Annotated in this window: 18 protein-coding genes; 7 read left to right on the forward strand and 11 right to left on the reverse strand. The window is 44.3% G+C overall.

Going from position 1 to position 17,872, the window contains the following annotated elements; genetic code table 11:
• Positions 1-16 precede the first annotated feature (16 nt).
• The 7 genes from era to ACIG3F_RS11575 form a co-directional block, all read right to left on the reverse strand.
• Entirely contained in the window at positions 17-1,045 is a 1,029-nt protein-coding gene (era, locus tag ACIG3F_RS11545) for a GTPase Era (protein ID WP_004279061.1), read from the reverse strand.
• Positions 1,045-1,743, reverse strand: a complete 699-nt coding sequence (gene rnc, locus ACIG3F_RS11550; protein WP_004279062.1) for a ribonuclease III — start codon at positions 1,741-1,743, stop codon at positions 1,045-1,047. The genes era and rnc overlap by 1 nt, the downstream gene beginning before the upstream one ends.
• On the reverse strand, positions 1,715-2,086 hold the full coding sequence (locus ACIG3F_RS11555; RefSeq protein ID WP_004279063.1) for a DUF4845 domain-containing protein: 372 nt from the start codon (positions 2,084-2,086) through the stop codon (positions 1,715-1,717). The genes rnc and ACIG3F_RS11555 overlap by 29 nt, the downstream gene beginning before the upstream one ends.
• A gap of 23 nt (positions 2,087-2,109) precedes the next feature.
• Positions 2,110-2,937, reverse strand: a complete 828-nt coding sequence (gene lepB / locus ACIG3F_RS11560) for a signal peptidase I (protein ID WP_004279064.1) — start codon at positions 2,935-2,937, stop codon at positions 2,110-2,112.
• A gap of 20 nt (positions 2,938-2,957) precedes the next feature.
• Entirely contained in the window at positions 2,958-4,775 is a 1,818-nt protein-coding gene (lepA, locus tag ACIG3F_RS11565; RefSeq protein ID WP_004731667.1) for a translation elongation factor 4, read from the reverse strand.
• A 250-nt stretch (positions 4,776-5,025) separates the two neighbouring features.
• The gene (locus ACIG3F_RS11570; protein WP_396470095.1) at positions 5,026-5,478 is read right to left on the reverse strand and encodes an acyl-CoA thioesterase; all 453 of its coding nucleotides are present in this window, start codon (positions 5,476-5,478) and stop codon (positions 5,026-5,028) included.
• 120 nt (positions 5,479-5,598) lie between these two features.
• Complete coding sequence (locus tag ACIG3F_RS11575) at positions 5,599-6,984, reverse strand: Do family serine endopeptidase (RefSeq protein WP_396470096.1); 1,386 nt, start codon at positions 6,982-6,984, stop codon at positions 5,599-5,601.
• 230 nt (positions 6,985-7,214) lie between these two features.
• On the opposite strand from ACIG3F_RS11575, the gene nadB reads away from it, so the two are divergent.
• Complete coding sequence (gene nadB / locus ACIG3F_RS11580) at positions 7,215-8,849, forward strand: L-aspartate oxidase (protein WP_396470097.1); 1,635 nt, start codon at positions 7,215-7,217, stop codon at positions 8,847-8,849.
• Between the two features lie 108 nt (positions 8,850-8,957).
• Here nadB and ACIG3F_RS11585 read toward each other — a convergent pair whose 3' ends face one another.
• The 4 genes from ACIG3F_RS11585 to pabC form a co-directional block, all read right to left on the reverse strand.
• A complete protein-coding gene (locus ACIG3F_RS11585) occupies positions 8,958-9,374 on the reverse strand; it encodes a PaaI family thioesterase (RefSeq protein WP_396470099.1) in 417 nt (138 codons plus the stop codon).
• Positions 9,375-9,470: 96 nt separating this feature from the next.
• Positions 9,471-10,070: a dTMP kinase gene (tmk, locus tag ACIG3F_RS11590; protein ID WP_396470100.1), complete on the reverse strand. Its 600-nt coding sequence runs from the start codon at positions 10,068-10,070 to the stop codon at positions 9,471-9,473.
• A gap of 2 nt (positions 10,071-10,072) precedes the next feature.
• The gene (mltG, locus tag ACIG3F_RS11595; RefSeq protein ID WP_396470101.1) at positions 10,073-11,131 is read right to left on the reverse strand and encodes an endolytic transglycosylase MltG; all 1,059 of its coding nucleotides are present in this window, start codon (positions 11,129-11,131) and stop codon (positions 10,073-10,075) included.
• Between the two features lies 1 nt (position 11,132).
• Complete coding sequence (gene pabC / locus ACIG3F_RS11600; RefSeq protein ID WP_396470102.1) at positions 11,133-11,945, reverse strand: aminodeoxychorismate lyase; 813 nt, start codon at positions 11,943-11,945, stop codon at positions 11,133-11,135.
• A 159-nt stretch (positions 11,946-12,104) separates the two neighbouring features.
• Between pabC and ACIG3F_RS11605 the strand changes: the two genes are divergently transcribed.
• The 6 genes from ACIG3F_RS11605 to ACIG3F_RS11630 all read left to right on the forward strand — a co-directional run bounded on the left by ACIG3F_RS11605 (position 12,105) and on the right by ACIG3F_RS11630 (position 17,822).
• A complete protein-coding gene (locus tag ACIG3F_RS11605; RefSeq protein ID WP_396470103.1) occupies positions 12,105-13,112 on the forward strand; it encodes a sulfate ABC transporter substrate-binding protein in 1,008 nt (335 codons plus the stop codon).
• Positions 13,113-13,287: 175 nt separating this feature from the next.
• Positions 13,288-14,301, forward strand: coding sequence for a sulfate ABC transporter substrate-binding protein (locus ACIG3F_RS11610; RefSeq protein ID WP_396470104.1), 1,014 nt, complete (start codon positions 13,288-13,290; stop codon positions 14,299-14,301).
• 32 nt (positions 14,302-14,333) lie between these two features.
• Positions 14,334-14,939: an RBBP9/YdeN family alpha/beta hydrolase gene (locus tag ACIG3F_RS11615; protein WP_396470105.1), complete on the forward strand. Its 606-nt coding sequence runs from the start codon at positions 14,334-14,336 to the stop codon at positions 14,937-14,939.
• 86 nt (positions 14,940-15,025) lie between these two features.
• Positions 15,026-15,859: a sulfate ABC transporter permease subunit CysT gene (cysT, locus tag ACIG3F_RS11620; RefSeq protein WP_004279076.1), complete on the forward strand. Its 834-nt coding sequence runs from the start codon at positions 15,026-15,028 to the stop codon at positions 15,857-15,859.
• Positions 15,856-16,749 (forward strand): sulfate ABC transporter permease subunit CysW, encoded by an 894-nt coding sequence (gene cysW / locus ACIG3F_RS11625; protein ID WP_004279077.1) that lies wholly within the window; start codon positions 15,856-15,858, stop codon positions 16,747-16,749. The genes cysT and cysW overlap by 4 nt, the downstream gene beginning before the upstream one ends.
• A gap of 11 nt (positions 16,750-16,760) precedes the next feature.
• Positions 16,761-17,822, forward strand: coding sequence for a sulfate/molybdate ABC transporter ATP-binding protein (locus ACIG3F_RS11630; RefSeq protein WP_085064085.1), 1,062 nt, complete (start codon positions 16,761-16,763; stop codon positions 17,820-17,822).
• Positions 17,823-17,872: the final 50 nt, after the last annotated feature.

A 17,872-nucleotide genomic window follows, 5' to 3' on the forward strand; every position in this document is an offset into this window, starting at 1 on the left:
TTATCAAGCTTATCGCTTAGATATCACTATAACCTAAGCTTTTTAATGCACGTTCATCATCAGACCAGCCACCTTTGACTTTCACCCAAAGGGTTAACATGATTTTCTGTTCGAACATTTTTTCCATGTCGAGACGCGCATCCATACCGATTTTCTTCAGTTTGACACCTTTCTCGCCAATCACAATGGCTTTTTGGCTCGGACGATCGACAAAAATCGTGGCATCAATATAGGTACAGGCAGCTTTCATACGACCCGTTTTTTCATTCAAGACCGGCTCTTCAGTTTTGAATGATTCGATCTGAACGGTCAAATCGTATGGAAGCTCTTCACCCAGCTGACGCATGATCTTTTCACGGATAATTTCAGACGCCAGGAAACGCTCTGAACGATCGGTCAGTTGATCCAGTGAGTATAGTGGTGGCTGGAACGGAAGATACTTGGCAATCGTGTCACGTAAATGTTCAAGATTGGCACCACGAAGCGCAGATACCGGTACGATTTCCGCAAAGTTCATCAGCTTTTCGCGTTCACGAATCAGCGGCAAAGCTTCGTTCTTGTTTTCAAAAGTATCGAGCTTGTTGATCACCAGAATCACTGGCATTTCAGCATTTTTCAGCTTTTCCAGAACCAGGTCATCATTTGGCGTCCACTTTTGTGCATCCACTACGAATAAAACCAGGTTCACATCGCGTAAAGCCGAATGTGCCGCACGGTTCATCATTTTATTGATGGCACGGACTTCTTTTTTATGCATCCCCGGTGTATCAACAAATACAGCCTGAGATTTTTCACGTGAATCAATCCCCACAATTTTATGACGTGTGGTTTGCGGTTTACGTGAGGTAATCGAAAGTTTTTGACCCAAAATATGGTTCATTAAGGTAGATTTGCCCACATTCGGGCGACCTACAATAGCAACAAAACCACTACGATAATCTGATGGGATTTCGGTGCCTTGCGCACTAAAAAATTGACTAATAAGGTCGTGACTGTCGCTTTGCGACTCGTGATCAGCATCAATGTGATCGGAATGAGTAGTCATTAAGACTTATGCTCCAAAAGTTTCAAAATATCCGCCGCAACGGCTTGTTCAGCAAAACGTCGACTCGCACCTTCGCCTTGCATGGTCGGCAATCCCGCAATCTGGCATTCCACTTTAAAATGCTGATTGGGTGCATCACCTTGAATATCTACAACCTCGTAAACTGGGAGAGGTTTCTTACGTGCTTGTAAATACTCTTGTAAGCGAGATTTAGGATCTTTAAGCTGATCTGTCGGCTCAATATGATCTAAATATGGCTCGTACCATTTTAACACAATCGGTTCTAGCACGGTGAGATCACCGCAGTCGACATAAATTGCACCAATAATGGCTTCTACTGTATCTGCCAGTATAGACTCACGATGATGACCGCCAGATTTCAATTCACCGGTACTGAGAATTAAATTCTGGCTCAGTTTTAAATCATTGGCGATTTTTCCTAATGCTTCCTGACGAACCAGGGTTGCACGCATACGCGTCAACCGGCCTTCATTTTCGCTTGGATAGGCATTAAAAAGATAATTCGCAATGATCATCCCTAAAAGAGAATCGCCCAGAAATTCCAGGCGCTCGTAGTTGTGTTTATGACTGACTGAACGATGAGTCAATGCCAGTTTCAGCAAATCAGCCTGTTTAAACTGATAGCCGATCCGTTTGGCAAGACGTTCATCATTTAGCTTTGACTGTGCTTTGATCAAACTCTTTCTCAAACTTCATCACTAAATCGATATTCATTATGAAATTTTTACGAATTTCATAATTCTTGTGCACCTGTAAACCATCGGTATTGGTAACTTTGGCAATTTCGTCAAACTTTAGATCACGAATATTATTCATTTCTAAACGCTGACTCATCTGTTGACGGAATTTTTCTGGCGTTATATTGGCTGGAGCACTTTTTAACAGCGCCTCAATCTCACCATCTACCATACGATCATCGAAGTATGGTCCCCACACCGCAATCGCCACTTTTGCAAGAAATGCAAAGCCCACGATTGCAATTAAAACCCCAATATAAGAAGCACCTTGTTGATGTCTCATTTTTATTTTCCTGATTGAAACAATTAATCGATTGTTCCGTTTCGACCAAACGATGGCAATTTAAAGCCAGGTTCTTTATGCATCCAGATATAGAAGGCACGACCTGTTAAGTTTTCTTCCGGAACAAGCCCCCAGAAACGACTGTCAGCACTCTGATCGCGATTATCCCCCATCGCAAAGTAATGACCTTCTGGCACTTTCACTTCCCAATATAAACCATTTTCACCTGAATATTTACCATTTTCCAAATAGTTAATAAAAGGTGCCTGACGAGCGACATTCACGCCTTCCAGCTCACGCATGGTAAAGGTATGCTCACCCAGGGTTTCTTTATGATAAATAGCATTCGGGGTATCTAAGCGGTCTTTTTCGCGGCTAAATTCTACTGGAACTTTCGCTACTTTTTCACCATTAATGCTCAACTGGCCATGATCATAAACAATATGATCGCCTGGCAAGCCGACAATACGCTTGATATAACTGATGGTCGGTTGTGGTGGATAACGGAATACCGCAACATCACCACGTTCCGGACTGCCAGTATCAATAATTTTGGTGTTCACCATAGGCAGTTTGATGCCATAGTCAAATTTATTCACCAGAATAAAATCACCAGTTTCTAGCGTCGGCACCATCGAATCGGACGGAATATTAAAAGGTTCGTATAAAAAAGAACGCAGTACCAGCACGATGGCCAGCACCGGCCAAAAGTCATAAGCCCAAGTGATAATGAAATTCTCATGGCCCTTGCCCCGGGTTTGTCTTTGTTTCAAAACAAACTTGTCTAGCAACCACACTGCGACAAAAAACAGGGTCGCAGGCACAAGAATCAAATTAAAATCAAAATCCATGGGCTTATATCCTTATTATTTTAGCGTTCGACTTTTAATACGGCTAAGAATGCTTCTTGCGGGATTTCTACGCTACCCACCTGTTTCATGCGTTTCTTACCTTCTTTCTGTTTAGACAGAAGTTTTTTCTTACGTGACACGTCACCACCATAACACTTCGCCAATACGTTTTTACGCATCGCTTTTACAGTCGAACGTGCAATGATTTGCGCACCGATCGCTGCCTGAATCGCCACATCAAACATTTGACGTGGAATCAGGTCTTTCATTTTTTCAACCAGTGCAATACCACGATGGCGTGCATCGTTACGGTGACAGATCATCGCCAAGGCATCGACTTTTTCCCCATTGATCAAGACATCTACTTTGACTAAAGATGAGCTTTCAAAACGGACAAAGTTATAGTCGAGTGAGGCAAAACCACGTGAACATGACTTCAATTTATCAAAGAAGTCCATGACCACTTCGGCCATTGGAATTTCGAAAGTAATAGAAACCTGATTCGCCATAAACTTCATGTCTTTTTGCACACCACGGCGCTCAACACACAATGTCATGACATTACCCAAGTACTCTTGCGGCACAAGGATATGACATTCAGCAATCGGTTCACGCAGATCTTCAACCGTTGAACCATCAGGCATTTTGGATGGACTGTCGATATAAATGGTCTGGCCATTCTTCATCACTGCTTCATAAATTACAGTTGGCGCAGAAGAAATCAGGTCAAGATCGTACTCGCGTTCCAGACGCTCCTGTACGATTTCCATGTGCAGCATACCCAAGAAACCACAGCGGAAACCAAAACCGAGCGCATCTGAACTTTCAGGTTCAAAGAACAAAGCCGAGTCATTGATTTGCAGCTTGTGCAATGCTTCACGGAAAGGTTCAAAATCGCTGGCATCAATCGGGAATAAACCGGCATAAACCTGCGGTTTCACCTTTTTAAAGCCCGGTAATGTTGCAACTTCAGGCGTCGCTGCCAGAGTAATCGTATCACCGACCGGTGCACCGAAAATATCTTTAATACCAGCAATCACAAAGCCAACTTCACCCGCTTCCAGCATACCGGTTTCAGTATGTTTCGGGTTAAAGATACCTACAGAAGTAATAATATGCGTTTGACCGGTTGATTTGATCAACATCTTGTCGCCTTTACGCACACGACCTTGCTTGACCCGAACTAGAGAAACGACACCTAGGTAGTTATCAAACCATGAATCTACAATCAGGGCTTGCAATGGTGCTTCACGATCACCTTCCGGTGCAGGAATTACATTGACCAGTGTTTCAAGCACACCTTCAATACCCAAACCTGTTTTTGCAGAACAGGTCGGCGCTTCTGTGGCTTCAATCCCGATAATATCTTCAATTTCCTGAATAACACGTTCAGGTTCGGCTTGCGGCAAGTCGATTTTGTTCAGTACCGGAAGTACTTCCAGACCTTGTTCAATTGCGGTATAGCAGTTGGCAACAGACTGGGCTTCTACGCCCTGCGCAGCATCTACAACCAGCAAGGCACCTTCACAGGCAGCAAGCGAGCGTGATACTTCATACGAGAAGTCGACGTGTCCCGGCGTATCAATAAAGTTCAACTGATACTCTTGACCGTTGGGATGCGTATAGTACAAGGTTACCGAAGTGGCTTTAATGGTAATCCCACGTTCGCGCTCAAGCTCCATTGAGTCAAGGACTTGAGCCTGCATTTCACGATCTTGCAAGCCGCCACAAGTTTGAATAAAGCGATCCGCTAGGGTCGATTTACCGTGGTCAATGTGCGCAATAATCGAGAAGTTACGAATGTTTTTAATATCAACAGATTTTTTAGCTTGCGCCATGGGTTACCTTGAGAAAAAACGCGCTATGTAATTTAAAAATATTACATAACAAAAGCCGAATAGAAATTGCGAAGGATTATAGCAGAATGGTGATCTAGAAAAAGAATTATATTTTTTCCTTTATTCCCTATGTCGCGTACACATCAGTCAGATGAAGTCTCGATCGCCATGATTAGAAAATAGCTCCCCAACTCCACTTCTTCCTCAATATTATCCAGATGTACTGCTCAAACTGGAAAATTTTGTCTCATTAATCCAGATGTAAAGTTGAAAAATCAAAAGGATTTACATGTTCTGAAAGTGGCTGATAAGCTTGAGTAAAAGTTGGTGACATGCGTTTTGGACGTCCGGTGGCCATTTCAATACAGGCCCATTGTGTACTTCCGGTAAATAACACGGTCTGATCCTGTGGTCGATAAAATGCGTATTGTCTAAATGAATACAGGGCATTGATATCATTCAGCCAGGTGCGCAGAATAATCTCGTCCCCCTCAAAAGCCGCCTTGCGATATTGCACCTGATGCTCAACCGCGACCATGGCATGTTTCAGTTCCACATATTGCTTTAATCCCAAGCCCAATTTTTCAATATGAGCTGACGCGACATCCTGCATCCATTGCACATAGACCACATTGTTCACGTGACCCAATCCATCAATATGTTTGGCTTGAACCCTTAATGCAAGATCAAAAATACCGCTCACTGTGCTGTCATCCTTTCCATGATTTTAAGGCTATAGAGTCTACCGAATTTATCGCTCGGGTAAATTGCAAAAAATAAAAAACCGCTTATACAAGCGGTCTTTCAAGAAAATCTAGCAATTTTATGAGATACGCATCCCGACTACCGCAAGCTGCCCTTGACGAATCAAGGTCACGCGCGCAATGCTACCCTTTTTCAGTTCAGACACCTCTTGCACAAACTGATTGGAATTCAGTACTTTCTGGTTATTAATTTGCGTGATCACATCATTCGGCATAATTCGTGCCTGTGCTGCAATACCACCCGGTCGTACATCCTGAATCACCACCCCGCCTTTGATTTCTAACTGCGCCAGCTCTGCCGGACTAAGATCACGAATTGAAACCCCAATCACTGGCCCTTTGTTCGGCTGAGCCTGCGTGCCTGCTTTTGCTGGCGTATCATCTGGTGCCGCACTTAAAGTCGCTGAAAGACTACGGCGTTTATCATCACGCAAGATTTCAAGCTGTACCTGCTGCTGAGGCGCAGTACGGTTCAAATAGTTCAACAACTCGCTGGTACGTGAAATTGGGGTACCGTTGTATTTTAAGATGACGTCACTCGCACGCAGACCTGCACGTGCAGCCGGTGAGTTCGGTGCAACCTGAGTCACCAAGGAACCTTCAGGCTTAGGCAGATTATAAGATTCAGCAAGGTTACGGTCGATATCCTGCAAACTTACACCCAGATAAGAACGCGTCACTTTACCATTTTTCTTCAGCTGATCTGCAACTTCCATCGCGACATCAATCGGAATGGAAAAAGACAAGCCCATATACCCACCGGTTCCACTAAAGATCCGTGAGTTAACACCGACTACTTCACCACGCTGGTTAAATAGAGGACCACCTGAGTTACCCGGGTTCAATGCTACATCTGTCTGGATGAAAGGTACTGCAGTTTCGCCCATCATATTACGCATTTTGGCACTAACAATTCCGGCAGAAGCGGAATAATCAAAACCAAATGGTGAACCAATGGCGAGTACAGGCTCACCAACACGTAAGTGTCCGACATCTCCTGTCCGTAATTCTGGAAAATTCGAGCCATTTACCTTCAGCAAAGCTACGTCGGTACGCGCATCACTGCCGACAACAGTTGCATCAATTTCCCGGCGATCATTCAAGGTAATGGTGACTTTGGAAGCATCTTCAACCACATGGTGATTGGTCAGCAGATAGCCATCCTTGCTGATAAAAAATGCACTGCCATAACCGGTTTTTTCCTGCGGCATACGCTGCTGCGGAATAATTACCTGATTGCCAAAAAAGCGGCGCAGAATTTCCGGAACTTGTTGTTGTAAGAGCTCTTCTTCGCTCATTTTTTTAACGACATTGACACTGACCACTGCAGGACTGACCTGCTCGACCAGATTTGAAAAATCAACCGGCGTGACCGCCTGCAACTGTGCAGCACTCATGGTGAGGGTCGCTGCAAATAATCCTTTTTTTAAGTCTAGAATTTTCATATAAATTATTCACTCAAATTGTTGATAAATTTATGTAAATAGGTTTTATCACAAACACTGTAAAGTTTAAGTAATAATATGTTTCAATACTTTATTCTGGGCAATATCTCACTATTAAAGCATTAAGTTAAGGCTTTGATTAATTTTTTTCATCAATAAATGAGCACTTCAACGCTTGCCTTTTGTACAAAAAAGCGCTGTTATTACCAAACTTTTTTTAAAATTAGCTGATGGACATGTCTAATTTATCCCTTACCCATCAATTTGACGTCATTATTGTGGGCAGTGGCGGTGCTGGTTTAAGTTTAGCCTTATCGCTCCCAGATCATTTTAATATTGCAGTCTTAGCGAAATCCACCCTGACAGATGCCAGTACCTTTTATGCTCAAGGCGGCGTGGCCGCAGTATTGGATGAAATGGACTCAATTGAACAGCATATTGATGACACGATGATTGCAGGCGCACAGCTATGTGAAATGGATGCGGTTAAACAGACGGTAGAAGGTGGCAAACCTTCAGTTGATTTCCTGCTGAAACACGGCGTGCAATTTACTCTGGATGAACAGGAACAGTTACATCTCACCCGTGAAGGTGGTCATTCACAGCGCCGAATTATTCATGCGGCCGATGCGACTGGTCGTGCCATTTCCACCACCTTGGTACAACGGGCCCAAGAAAAACAGAATATTAAAATCTTTGAAAATTATATTGCGATTGACCTGATCTGTTCGCAAAAGCTTGGTTTAGACGGCGATAATCGTGCGCTGGGTTTATATGCCCTGGATGAAACAACTGAAAAAGTGCATACCTTCTTGGCTCCATTTACCGCCCTTGCCTGTGGCGGTGCTATGAAAGCTTATCTTTACACCTCAAATCCCGACATTGCTACCGGTGATGGTATTGCCATGGCTTATCGTGCCGGCTGCCGGGTCGCCAACATGGAATTTAACCAGTTTCACCCGACCTGCCTTTATCATCCACAAGCACGTTCTTTCCTAATTACTGAAGCAATGCGTGGCGAAGGCGCTTATCTGCGCCTGCCTGATGGTGAACGCTTTATGCTGCGTTTTGACGAACGCGCCGAACTCGCACCGCGTGATATTGTGGCACGTGCCATCGACTATGAAATCAAGCGTCTCGGTATTCGTCATGTCTGGCTGGACATTACCCATAAAGATGAAAGCTTTGTCAAAGAGCATTTCCCTACTCTGTATGCCCGTTTGCTTGAACTAGGGATCGATATTACCAAAGACATGATTCCAGTCGTTCCGGCAGCCCATTACACTTGCGGTGGCGTCGTGGTCGATGAAAACAGTCAGACTGATATTGCTGGACTCTATGCAATTGGGGAAACCTCTTATACTGGCCTGCATGGTGCTAACCGTATGGCCAGTAACTCACTTTTAGAATGTTTTGTCTATGGAATGAGTGCAGCCAAGCACATTCAGAAAAATTTCAAGGCCGATCAGCCAGCTCCTGCAGTCCCAGCTTGGGATGATTCTCAGGTGACCAACCCGGATGAGGATGTGGTGATTCTGCAAAACTGGGATGAACTGCGTCAAACCATGTGGAACTATGTCGGAATCGTACGCACGACGAAGCGTCTGGAACGTGCATTACATCGTATTGAAATGCTGAAAAAAGAAATTACCGAGTATTATCAGGATTACCAGGTCAGCAAAAATCTGATTGAGTTACGTAATCTGGTGCTGGTGTCCGAGATGATTGTACGCTGTGCCATGCACCGCAAAGAATCTCGCGGTCTGCATTTCACCCTGGATTATCCAGAGCTGCTACCAGAACTACGCAAAACAGTCCTGGTCCCACCAAATTTTGAAGTGGAAACACCTTTGGTGAATTGTTAAAAGTCGATGGAGATAACATCCTTGGATGATATCTCCTTTTCTTTTTAGATTTTTATTTGCTCAAAGTCAGCTTAGGCTATTTATAGCCAGTCTTCTAATTTCAAATATTTAACGTTGTGGTGGAATTGAATATGTTCCGGTCACATGCGCCACAGGTTCTTCATGATCTATCGAATAAATCCAGACTTCTCCCACGATCAGTGCCTTGCCGACCTTGATCAGCTTACATTCTCCCCGTATATCCGTTCCACCAGAAGGTTTACGTAAAAAATTGATATTCAAGTTAGTGGTCACGGCCAAACCGACCAATCCAATTTCACCCAGAATGGCGACATAAAGAGCAAAATCCGCCAAGGTCATCATGGTTGGACCAGAAACAGTGCCGCCTGGACGCAATTCTTCTGATCTCACCTGATAAAGTAAAATGGCTCCACGCGGAGAAATGGCTTCAATCCGGCACTTCTCCAGGCTTTGTGGAAATTCTTGTTGTAAAAATTGTTCTATCTCTGTTTTGGTCGTTTTCATCTTATTAAAAAAATCTTCTATATCAGTCTTAATATAGAAGATTCTTCACAGATAAACCTAGAGAAAAATTAAATAAAAAGTATTTTAATTCCAAGCTTATTTTAAATAACTTAAGGCCTGCTCAAATACCTGCTCAGGCGTTTGAGTTGCATCCAGACGTTTGATCCGTTCAGGATGACGTTGCCATAAAGTTTCATATCCCGCTCTCACTTTCTCAAAGAAAGTGACTTTTTCCTGTTCAAAGCGATCCAGCGCACCACGTTCACGTGCTCGGTTCATCCCCAGTTCAATAGGTGCTTCTAACCAGAACGTGATGTCCGGCATGCGTGCGACAAAGTGGTCATTCAGTAATTGCAACTTTGTTTCATTGAGACCCCGACCTGCACATTGATAGGCAAAGCTGGCATCGCTAAAACGGTCACACAGGACAATTTTCCCGGCTTCCAATGCAGGCAGAATCACTTGTGCCAGATGCTGGGCACGCGCCGCATACATCAATAACAGCTCGGTATCATGCGCCATGGCTTCTTCATGGTTCACAGCCAGCAACAGTGAGCGAATCTGCTCAGCCATTGGGGTTCCACCCGGTTCACGAGTCAAAATGACATCTTTACCCTGTGCGATAAAATCTTCATAGATCGAACGAATGAGCGTGGTTTTACCTACACCTTCTGTGCCTTCAAAGCTAATAAACATACTCATTCCTTATTTTTCGAGCGTAAAGTCGTCAGATATTCCTGTACGGCTTTATTGTGGTCATTCAGATTGCTCGTGAACTTATGCCCACCATTGCCGGTAGCAACAAAATACAGATTGTCAGAATTATCTGGATGCATGGCTGCTTCAATGGCTTTCTTGCTTGGCAAGGCAATCGGCGTTGGCGGCAAACCTGAAATGGTATAGGTATTATACGGCGTCGGTGTGCGTAAATCCTTACGGGTAATATTGCCGTTATAGCTGTCACCCATTCCATAAATCACCGTTGGATCGGTCTGTAAACGCATGCCAATTTTTAAACGGCGTACAAACACCCCAGAAACCTGTTCCAATTCACGATCCACACTGGTCTCTTTTTCAACAATCGATGCCATGATCAGCGCGTCATATTTATTCTGATACGGCAAATCACTTGCACGTTTCGCCCACGCCTCATCCAATGCTTTCATCTGGCGTTGATACAGATTGGTCAGAATTTTACGGTCAGTTTCACCTTTGGCAAAGAAATAAGTATCCGGTGCAAACAGCCCTTCAGGATGTGAAAACGGAATATTGAGTTCTTTGAGTAATTGCGCGGTAGGCAGATGCAGCACTTCTTTAGTAACCAGATCATTTTTCTTCAGAGCATCAATCAATTGCTTAAAGGTCGTTCCCTCAATTACCAGAATCCGGCTCATCTGGGCATTGTCTGCATCGGAAATCATCTCCAAAACCTGACGGATGCTCATGCCTTGGCGTACTTCATACACGCCCGCTTTCATGGTGTCATGAATCATGATGCGCTGATACAGCTTGAGAATGATCGGGAAACTCACCTGATTTTCTTTAGCCAGGCGATCAATAAAACCGGAATAGGTTTGACCAGATTCGATCGCGAGCAGCTGTTTTTTTCCTTCTACAGGATAATCCTTCCACAAACTGCTTTTCAGGATCAACGCCAAGATCAAGGCAATACCAATCAGGACTAAGGCAATTCCTTTGAAAGATGAGGAGAATCTCGCTTTATTTTTCTTTTTGGCTTTAGGTTTGGAAGCTGACATATTAAGACATCTGATTTAATCGAAGACGGTTAAAAAGTTCAATACAAGCATCGCCATCCAAGGCGCGCTGCTCAAATTGCGTGACAATTTTCATCGGGCTGAGTGCATTGCAGAAAAACAGGCTCTGAATATGGTTGATTTCATCCATATCGATACAGCGCTGCTGACAGTTAATTCCCTGATCTTGCATACGTTGTAGAATTTCTGCACGCATGACACCGAAGACGCCATTATAACGGAGTTCTGGCGTAATCCATGTATTCTTTATAAGAATGAAACAATTACTGCTCACCCCTTCGACAATGCCACCTTGTATATCTGTCACTATTGCCTCAGGCCAGCCGCGTTGATCTGCTTCCTGTTTCAGTAAAACCTGCTCCAGGCGGTTCAGGGTTTTCAGTCCAACCAGACTGGGCATAGTCAATCCCACTGCCTGCTGCAATACGCCACTTTGAATCTGTTCAAACTTAAAATCCTGTATGTTTTGAGGATAATAAAACAGCCAGAGATCTGCGGGATGATCCGGCAAACTATAACCGCGCTGACCCACTCCACGACTGAGCACAATCTTTAATGTCCCGTTCAGCTTACCCTCTGATTCCCCGAGAAGCTGTAAACTTTCCGTGATCAGATCGAGATTGGCATTCAGGCTTAAGCTCTGATTGCTGTTTTGCAAACGTGTCAAATGACGATCATACAATTCAATCCGGTTATGTCGAATCCGGGCCGTAGTAAAACAACCATCACCATAATGAAAGCCACGATCCAGCACCTCTATATGACTGACACGTTGGGCATTTTTTAAATACAGCATATTTTTACGGTCTCTAAAATATAAATTGAGCAGTAATATCCAGGCTTCACCTATATATCTCTTTTACTCACATCCAATTCTTTTTTAATTATTTTTTATGCAAAAAAACTCAAGCTATTCTTGCCTCATCTAACAAAAGCTAAAAAACTTGAGGAAAAAATGAGCATTCGTAAATTAAAAATTGGGGTATTGGCAGCACTGGTATCAGCAAGCGCTTTTAGTGTCTCTGCAAAAGATTTCCTAAACGTTTCATATGACCCGACTCGTGAATTATATGACAATTTCAATAAGGAATTCAGCGCATACTGGAAAAAAACCACCGGTCAGGATATTAACTATAAACAGTCACATGGCGGTTCAGGCAAACAGGCACGTGCCGTGATTGACGGACTGGATGCCGATGTTGTAACACTGGCACTGGCAGCAGATATTGACGAAATTGCAGAACGCGGTTTGCTGCCGAAAGACTGGCAAAAGAAATTCCCGCAAAACTCGACACCTTATACCTCGACGATTGTCTTTCTGGTACGTAAAGGCAATCCGAAAGGAATTAAAGACTGGGGTGATCTGGTTAAACCCAGCGTAGACATTATTACTCCGAACCCGAAAACCTCAGGTGGTGCGCGCTGGAATTATTTAGCCGCCTGGGCTTGGGCCAAACACCAGAAAGGGGGCAATGATGCCAAAGCACAAGACTTTGTCCGTCAAATCTACAAACAGACCAAAGTACTGGATTCGGGTGCACGTGGTGCCACGACGACTTTTGCTGAGCGCGGGATTGGGGATGTATTACTGGCTTGGGAAAATGAAGCGCATTTAGCTGTCCGCGAACAACCAGGGAAATTTGAGATTATTACCCCTTCTCTGTCTATTCTGGCTGAACCACCGGTAGCGATTGTAGAAAAGAATACCAAGAAAGATGGTAATGAAAATCTGGCCAAAGCTTATTTGAATTATCTGTATTCACCTGCTGGACAGACTGTGGCTGCAAAAAACTTTTATCGTCCACGTAATGCGAATGTCTTGAAGCAATACAATAGTGTGTTCAAATCATTAAAACTGGTGACCATCGATAAAGAGTTCGGTGGCTGGACCAAAGTTCAGAAACAGCATTTTGATAACGGCGGTATCTTTGACCAGATTGTCAAAGCCAACCATTCAAAATAATGCTTTAAATGCAATTCATCATGGCCTTTATTTATAAGGCCATTCTTATTTCAAGTACTTAAGAGTTTATTTATCTCTTTTTTTCATATTAAATTCATTTTTAATTATTTTTTATGCATAAAGAATAAGTTTATTCTGCGCTTATGTTACAGAACATATCAGAGATTCAGTCCAGATGAGCATTTCAAACACATTAAAACTTGGGGTTTTAGCAGCTGTTATCTCGGCAACCTCTTTTGGTGCAACAGCACGTGATTTTCTCAATGTGTCCTACGATCCGACCCGGGAACTATATGAAGATGTAAATAAAAATTTTGGCAAATACTGGGAAAGCCGTACCGGACAAAAAGTTAATTTCAAGCAATCACATGGCGGTTCAGGCAAACAGGCACGTGCGGTGATTGATGGTCTGGATGCAGATGTCGTAACGTTAGCATTAGCTGCTGATATTGATGTACTGGCAGAAAAAGCCAAACTATTACCTGCGGACTGGCAAAAGAAATTGCCGCAAAACTCAACCCCATATACTTCAACTATCGTATTCCTGGTGCGTAAAGGCAATCCTAAAGGGATTAAGGACTGGGGTGATCTGGTCAAACCGGGCGTAGCAATCATTACGCCAAACCCGAAAACATCAGGCGGTGCACGCTGGAATTATCTGGCGGCTTGGGCTTGGGCCAAACATCAGGCAGGCGGCAACGATAAGACTGCGCAAGAATTTGTCCGTAAAATTTATAAAAATACTAAAGTCTTGGATTCCGGAGCACGTGGTTCAACCACAACTTTTGCTGAACGTGGCATTGGGGATGTTTTACTCGCGTGGGAAAACGAAGCGCATTTAGCCCTTCGAGAACAGCCGGGCAAATTTGAAATTATTACCCCTTCTCTGTCGATTCTGGCTGAGCCACCGGTGGCGATTGTAGAAAAGAATGCCAAGAAAAAAGGCAACCAGCACTTGGCTCAAGGTTATTTGAACTTCCTGTATTCGCCATTGGGTCAAGACCTGGCAGGCAAACATTATTATCGTCCACGTAGTGAAGCCACTTTAAAAAAATATAAGCATGTGTTCAAACCACTAAAACTGGTGACGATTGATCAGGAATTTGGCGGCTGGAACAAAGTACAAAAAGCCCACTTTGAAAATGGTGGTGTATTTGACCAGATCGTTAAAGCCAACAGCGCGAAATAATTTTCCAGGCTGATTGATACAGGAGCATCGACATGATTCATACGCTTATCGTTCCCGGTGTAGGTGGCAGTGAATATAACCACTGGCAAACCTGCTTACAGCACCGGCTGATGCGATGCTCCCGTGTGCAGCAAAAGGACTGGAATCATCCGGTACTGGATATCTGGGTGGCAGAATTTATCAAAACTCTGCAAGCCATTCCAGCAGAGGTTCAGATTGTCGCGCACAGCTTTGGCTGTCTGACCAGTATTGCGGCCCTTGCCCGACATCCAGAACTCAATGCAAAAGTAAAAAATCTGCTATTGGTGGCACCAGCTAATCCGGCACGATTTGGGGAAAATGGTTTTGTGCGTGATAGTCAAACAGACTACAGCGCCTATTTTCAACAGCTCAAGCTTCAAGTGCCCACCACGTTATTGATCAGTGAAAATGATCCCTGGTTAAGTTTTGAAGATGCGCACATACTGGCTCAAGCCTGGAAAATCAAACCGATCAATCTGGGTGCAGTCGGTCATGTCAATGTCGCTTCTGGTTTTGGCCCTTTTCCTGAAATTGAACAATATCTGATTTCAGAAAACCCTATGCGCCATATCAGCAAAGTTGATGAGAGCAAGTATTATTTTAAATTTGCATTTTAGTCGCTGCAAATTATGCTTGTGCCCAAATTGTTTTTTTATTTTAGCTGATTGACTTCAATCAGCTTTCTCTCTTCTGAGGAGTAATCATGTCGCAGCGATCCCGAGTGCTGCCAGGATTTGGTCTTTCTCTAGGCTTTACCCTAGCGTATTTGTCATTAATCGTTTTGATCCCGCTGTCAGCTGTTTTTATTAAATCACTGGGCATTGGCTGGGATGGCTTATGGGAAATCCTGAGCTCTGAACGTATCTTGAAATCATTGCAGTTAAGTTTCACCGCGGCCATTGTCGCTGCACTGGTCAATGTAGTGTTTGGCCTGTTACTGGCGTGGTGTCTGGTACGTTACAGCTTTCCGGGCAAACGTATTGTCGATGCCCTGGTAGATTTGCCTTTTGCCTTACCCACTGCGGTTGCGGGTATTGCCCTGACCTCTTTATATGCACCGACCGGCTGGATTGGTCAATATTTAGAACCGATTGGCATTCAAGTCGCTTATACCCCGATTGGTATTACACTGGCATTGATCTTTATTGGTCTGCCTTTTGTAGTGCGTACGGTTCAGCCAGTCCTTAGCGATCTGGAAACCGAACTGGAAGAAGCTGCATCTGCATTGGGTGCCAACCGTTTTCAGATTGTGACCAAAGTGATTTTCCCAATTCTGCTGCCTGCGCTGATCACTGGCTTCGCTTTAGCCTTTGCCCGTGGTGTCGGTGAATATGGTTCAGTGATCTTTATTGCTGGTAACCAGCCTTTTGAAACGGAAATTGCACCCTTAATGATTATTTCTCGCCTAGAAGAATATGACTATGCCGGTGCAACCACGATTGCTGTCGTCATGCTACTGATTTCCTTCGTGATGCTATTCCTGATTAACTTATTACAGGCATGGGCTAGCCGTCGTACCGGGAGAACTGCGCGATGAGTTTAAATACCAACAGCAATGCGCTGGCTGAAAAGTTGCAATCCCGTGATGCAACCCGTGAGCCAACTTGGGTACGTTATACGCTGCTCACTATTGCCTTAATCTTCTTTTTAAGCTGCCTGATTCTGCCCTTGATTCTGGTTTTTGTTGAAGCCTTTAAACAAGGGGTTGGCGTTTATACCCAAGCGCTGGTGCATCCGGATACTCTGTCGGCAGTAAAACTTACCTTGCTGACGGCTGCAATCGCAGTACCGCTCAACGTCGTATTTGGTGTTGCGGCAGCCTGGTCTGTAGCGAAGTTCAACTTTCCGGGGAAATCATTCCTGACCACCATTATTGATCTCCCTTTCTCGGTTTCACCTGTGATCGCGGGTATGATGCTGGTGCTGATTTTCGGTACCCAAGGCTGGATGGGTTCTTGGCTGATGGATCACGATATCAAGATCCTTTATGCAGTGCCTGCGATTGTCCTAGCGACTATCTTTATTACGGTACCTTTTGTTGCGCGTGAGCTAATTCCGTTAATGGAAGCACAAGGAACCGAAGAAGAAGAAGCTGCGATTGTACTCGGTGCATCTGGCTGGCAGACTTTCTGGAAAGTGACCCTGCCCAATATCAAATGGGGTCTGATCTATGGCGTGATTCTGTGTAATGCGCGGGCCATGGGTGAATTTGGTGCGGTGTCGGTGGTTTCCGGCCATATCCGTGGTGAAACCAATACCTTGCCGCTACACGTCGAAATTCTTTATAACGAATATACCTTTAGTGCTGCGTTTGCCGTGTCTTCGCTTCTGGCTCTCCTCGCAATTGTGACCCTGATTTTAAAAACATGGGTGGAACTGCGCCAGGAAAAACAAGACAAACGTAATGAAGATTCAACAGTTTCTTAAGGAATGCCCACATGAGTATTCAAGTACAAAATATTGAAAAACACTTTGGTGCATTCCACGCACTTAAAAATATCTCGCTGGATTTCCCAGATGGTCAACTGGTCGCACTTCTTGGCCCATCCGGCTGTGGTAAAACCACTTTGCTACGGATTATTGCCGGTCTGGAATCTGCAGATGGCGGTCAAGTGATTTTAGAAGGTCAGGATGCCACCAATGTGCATGTACGGGAGCGTGAAGTCGGCTTTGTATTCCAGCACTATGCCTTGTTCCGCCATATGACGGTATTTGACAATATTGCCTTTGGCCTGCGTGTGCGTCCACGTAAAACTCGTCCATCGGAAGCGGAAATTAAAAAACGTGTGACACGTTTACTCGACTTGGTTCAGCTCGGTTTCCTGGCTGACCGATATCCAGCTCAACTTTCTGGTGGTCAGCGTCAACGTATTGCACTGGCACGTGCTTTGGCAGTTGAACCGCGTGTATTATTACTGGATGAACCTTTCGGCGCACTGGATGCCAAAGTCCGTAAGGAACTGCGTCGTTGGTTACGTACCCTGCATGACGAACTGCATATCACTTCGATCTTCGTGACTCATGATCAGGAAGAAGCGCTTGAAGTTGCGGATCAGATCGTAGTAATGAACAAAGGTAATGTAGAGCAGATCGGATCTCCACGTGAAGTCTATGAAACCCCGAAAACTCCATTTGTATTCGACTTTTTGGGTCAGGCGAACCGTTTTGAAGGTCAGAACCATGCAGGCATCATCCAGCTCGGCGAAGACCGCATTCAATTTGAGGGTGCAAAAAATGCCGCTCAAGGTGAAGTGATTTTATTCGCACGTCCAGATGAACTACGCATCCATGCACAGCCACACGACAATGCCATTCAGGCGACCTTCATTCGTGAATTATGGATCGCGGGTAAAGTAGTTGCTGAGCTAAATGACCGTCAAGGCAATCTGATTGAAATTTTACTGACGCCTGATGAAGCGAGAGCGCATCAATTCCGCCCAAATCAAACTGTTTGGTTAAGTGCGGTGAATTTGCATTTATTTGAAAACCAGGTCGCTTAAGATCAAAAGATGGGGCTTTAAAATGCCCCATCCTCTTCTAGGGTAAGAGA

This window comes from Acinetobacter sp. NPDC052428, from assembly GCF_044547685.1.
Taxonomy (GTDB): Bacteria; Pseudomonadota; Gammaproteobacteria; order Pseudomonadales; family Moraxellaceae; genus Acinetobacter; species Acinetobacter lwoffii_G.